This window comes from Ruoffia halotolerans, assembly GCF_014049385.1.
Classification (GTDB): Bacteria; Bacillota; Bacilli; order Lactobacillales; family Aerococcaceae; genus Ruoffia; species Ruoffia halotolerans.
In genome coordinates, this window is the sequence record NZ_JACAOA010000049.1 from 1 (window position 1) to 4109 (window position 4109).

Genomic DNA, 4109 nt, shown 5'->3' on the forward strand with positions numbered 1-4109 from the left:
TTATTAAATCGGTTGTCTTTTTTTGAGAATGAATGAGCAATTACTTATTATTCGTGAGGATTTCACATTTAGTTAAAGTTAAACTCATGAAAAGACTAGCGATTTCTTAGGGAACTTTAAAGAAAGTCATTTGATGAGTATGTTAAATTAGATAAGGTAAAAGAACATACATAATCAGGAGGCTATGAAATGACACAAACAATAATTTCAAGAATCACTCAAGGTAAAGATGTCGCACAAAAAGCAATCGTTGAAAATTTCAGAGGTCTATATCGCAAAGATTCCCGTTTTACTTATCCTGAAGCCACACTAATATTACCAAAATCAGTTAAAAATAATAAATAATCACTTACAAAGGCCACTGTATATCATTGATTGATATACAGTGGCCTTTTATTATTTACATATGTGAATTAAACTACAAGCCAAGATGCGTGTGATTCAAAAAAATGCTTGTGAAAAAAACAATAAAATTTTTAATTATTGAATGAGTATAAGAATCTTATTTAGATAGCATCGATCACTTGACATTAGAAATATCATTAAAAAAACATTATGTGAAATAGCGAGCTAGTAGGTTTGTTCCTATGGGATAAGTAACGAATTGACTTGTGAAAAAGTTATTAAAGTAAAAAAACACATTGTAAAAACTCAATACTAACGATATACTATGAACGAAATTATTTGATAGGAAGTGAATATAATTGGCAAAAGAAATAGTAATTGTAGGTGCTGGCTTTGCCGGTGTTGCTGCGGCAAGAAAATTAGGTAAGAAATATAAAAAAGACAAAACTGTCAATATTACATTAATTGATCGTCATTCATATTTAACATATATGACTGAATTACATGAAATTGCGGGTGGACGTTTAGAACCAGATGCAATTAAATATGATTTACGTCGTATTTTCCATCGTTTGAACAACGTAAAATTAGTAACAGATAATGTATCTGAAATTGATCACGATAACAATGTTGTTATTGGAGAACAAAGCAATTATAAATTTGATTATTTAGTATTAGCTGTTGGTGCTGAGCCAAATGATTTTGGTATCGACGGGGTCAAAGAAAATGGATTCACATTATGGTCAATGGAAGATGCAGAACGCGTTCGTGAACATATTATTGATATGGTTTATAAAGCTGCGCGTGAACACGACCCAGTTAAACGTCGTGCTTTGCTATCATTCTTAGTATGTGGTGGAGGTTTTACTGGTGTAGAGATGATTGGTGAATTAGTTGAATGGTTACCAATCTTAGCTGAAGAACACAAACTAAATCCAGATGAAATCTCATTCCATTTAGTAGAAGCTGCTCCAAAGATTTTAAATACTGTTACAGAAAAAGAACAAGAGCGCGCTATGAAATATATGCGTAAAAAAGGCATTGATATTACTTTAGGTGATGGAATTGCTAAAATCGCGGAAGATCATATTGAACTTGCTTCAGGTAAGAAAATTGCTACATATACTTCAATTTGGACTGCAGGTATTAAGGCGAATACTGATGCTAGCGAATGGGGTGTTGAACAAGCACGTGCTGGTCGTTTAGTAGCAGACCAATACATGCAAGCAAAAGGATACGACAATGTATTCGTAGCTGGAGATTTAGTTTATTATGAAGATCCAACAAACAACAACATGCCTACACCTCAAATCGTTCAAGCGGCAGAGTTAACAGGTGATGTTGCAGCAACATCAATCATTTCAGAAATTAGCGGTACTGAAAAAGAAGAATTCGAAGGTAAATATGATGGTAACATGGTATCTATTGGATCAACTTACGGTGTAGCTTATCTCTATGATAAATACAGTGTTCAAGGCTTTATCGCCATGTTCATTAAACATGCAGCTAACGTGATTTACTTCTTAAGTATTGGAAGTTTCTACTATGCATGGTTGTATATTCGTCACGAATTCTTTACAATTAAACACAAACGTAATATTTTCCGTGGTCACTTATCTGCTCATGGTAATATTTTATGGTTAGTGCCATTACGTCTCTTCTATGGTGCTATGTGGTTAGTTGAAGGATTGAAGAAAACATTTGGTATGTTTGGTGGTCAATCTTGGTTTGAAGATGAAGTTGTCTTCCCGTTCCCTTGGTTACAAGAGGAAGTAACAAGTGCTGCGTCAGCAACTGAAACAGAAGAAGTTGTTGAAGTAGCGAAACAAATCTTTAGTTTAAACTATGTTTACGGTGAAGAGCCAATGTTAGTCTTCGATGAAATGCCAGGATGGTTCGCTTCGATTATGGAATTCATGATGCCAAATCAAGATGTTGCATTATTCATGCAAAAAATGATGTCATTAGTAGAATTAGGAATTGGTTTAGTTTTAATTGCTGGATTATTCACATTCTTAGTAAGTGGTTTAACTGTTGTCTTAGTAGCAATGTTCTGCTTATCAGGAATGTTTGTATGGGTTAACATGTGGTTCATCCCAGCTGCAATTGCTTTAATGATGGGTGCAGGTCGTGCATTCGGATTAGACTACTATGTAATGCCATGGTTAGGTAAACTATTCGATGGTTGGATATGGGGGAAACCTAAGCATATCTACACAGATAATATAGGATAAAAGAATAGATTATTTTAAATCGAAAGCTAGGATTTTAACGGATAGAAAGTAGACCTATCTTCGTTAAATCCTGGCTTTTTATATTTTTATAATGTTTATAGATGGGAGAAAAAAACATTGATACATGAGATTTGGCGTGAGTATCCTGAGATAGAAAAAGCCTTAAAAGAAACTAAACAAACCATGCGTAAAGGTATTTCTATTCGCATACCCGAAATAGAAGTTAAGATACAAGAATACATTGATGCGCCAGGTAAATATCTACGTGCAGGTTTATCTTTGATGTTTTTCTATATGGAAAATGGCAGTATGAACAAAAAAATAATTACATATGCGGCAGCGATTGAGTTACTGCATTTAGCAACGTTGATTCATGATGATGTGATTGATACCGCCGATTCAAGACGTGGTATTGAAGCGATGCACATAGCACAAAGTAATAAGATCGCGGTTTATGCAGGTGATTATCTCTTTAGCTACAGTGGCCGTTTAGCATCTGATTTAATTGATGAAGTTCAGTTCCAAAACCGCAATAAGTGGATTTTAGAGAATATTATGAGTGGTGAATTGCGGCAACTAGCTAATACCTTTAATAAAGAGATGACAATGATTGATTATATTCGTCAAATAAGAGGAAAGACAGCCATGTTATTTGGACTGTCAGTTTCAGGTGGCTACTATCTAGCAAACAATGACATCCGAAAAGCACAAAATGTAAGATTACTTGGAACATATTTAGGTATTGCTTTTCAATTACAAGATGATTTAATTGATTTTTTAGTCCCGGCAGGTACTTCCGGAAAACCAATTATGCAGGATGTTCCAAATGGAATTTACACGGCGCCATTACTACTTGCGATGGAGAAGAGTGACTCGGTGAGACGTTATGTTAATGAATCGGTTGAGTGGGACGAAGCGTCATTAGATAAGTTGTCGTTAATGATTAAAGAAACCGGCGCTTTTCACAACACCGAAGTACTCATTAATCGATATATTGAAAAAGCCTTATTTTATCTAGATAAAATAAGTGATTCTGAGTATAAAGCACAAATCGAGAAAATAATCTTACTAATATCTAATCGACAGTACTAACAGCAGGGTCATTACTAGACAAACAAATGATTCTATTATAAACTAAATTTAAGTAATTTTTGCCTTTGTATTACGAAGGTAAACACTTACCAAAAAAAAGGAGATGACATTAATGAAAAAGAATTTATTAAAGGGTACTTTATTATTAGGATCAATGTTTATATTAGCTGCCTGTGGTGCTGAAGAAGAAGCACCAGAAAGCGTTGAATCTGAAGTATCAACTGTTGTCGAAGAAGAAGTAGAATCGGAAGAAACTACAGAAGAAACTACAGAAGAAACGACTGAAGAAGATTCAACTGAAGAAGAAACATCAGAGGAATCGGAAGAGTCAACTGAAGAAGAAACATCAGAGGAATCGGAAGAGTCAACTGAAGAAGAAACATCAGAGGAATCGGAAGAGTCAACTGACGAAGAAACATCAGAAGAATCAGAAGAGTC

General features: G+C 34.5%; 3 protein-coding genes and 1 pseudogene. All 4 read left to right on the top strand.

Annotated elements, in window-relative coordinates:
• The first annotated feature begins 189 nt into the window (after nt 1-189).
• Complete coding sequence (locus HW423_RS10545; RefSeq protein WP_218931869.1) at nt 190-345, top strand: hypothetical protein; 156 nt, start codon at nt 190-192, stop codon at nt 343-345.
• Nucleotides 346-704: 359 nt separating this feature from the next.
• Entirely contained in the window at nt 705-2579 is a 1875-nt protein-coding gene (locus HW423_RS10550) for an FAD-dependent oxidoreductase (RefSeq protein ID WP_218931870.1), read from the top strand.
• 117 nt (nt 2580-2696) lie between these two features.
• The gene (locus HW423_RS10555) at nt 2697-3671 is read left to right on the top strand and encodes a polyprenyl synthetase family protein (protein WP_218931871.1); all 975 of its coding nucleotides are present in this window, start codon (nt 2697-2699) and stop codon (nt 3669-3671) included.
• 112 nt (nt 3672-3783) lie between these two features.
• A pseudogene (locus HW423_RS10560) lies at nt 3784-4109 on the top strand (hypothetical protein); the annotation flags it as partial.

Excerpts from the sequence above, each read along its gene's own strand:
- HW423_RS10545 (WP_218931869.1), top strand. The coding sequence starts at position 190 with ATGACACAAACAATAATTTCAAGAATCACTCAAGGTAAAGATGTCGCA.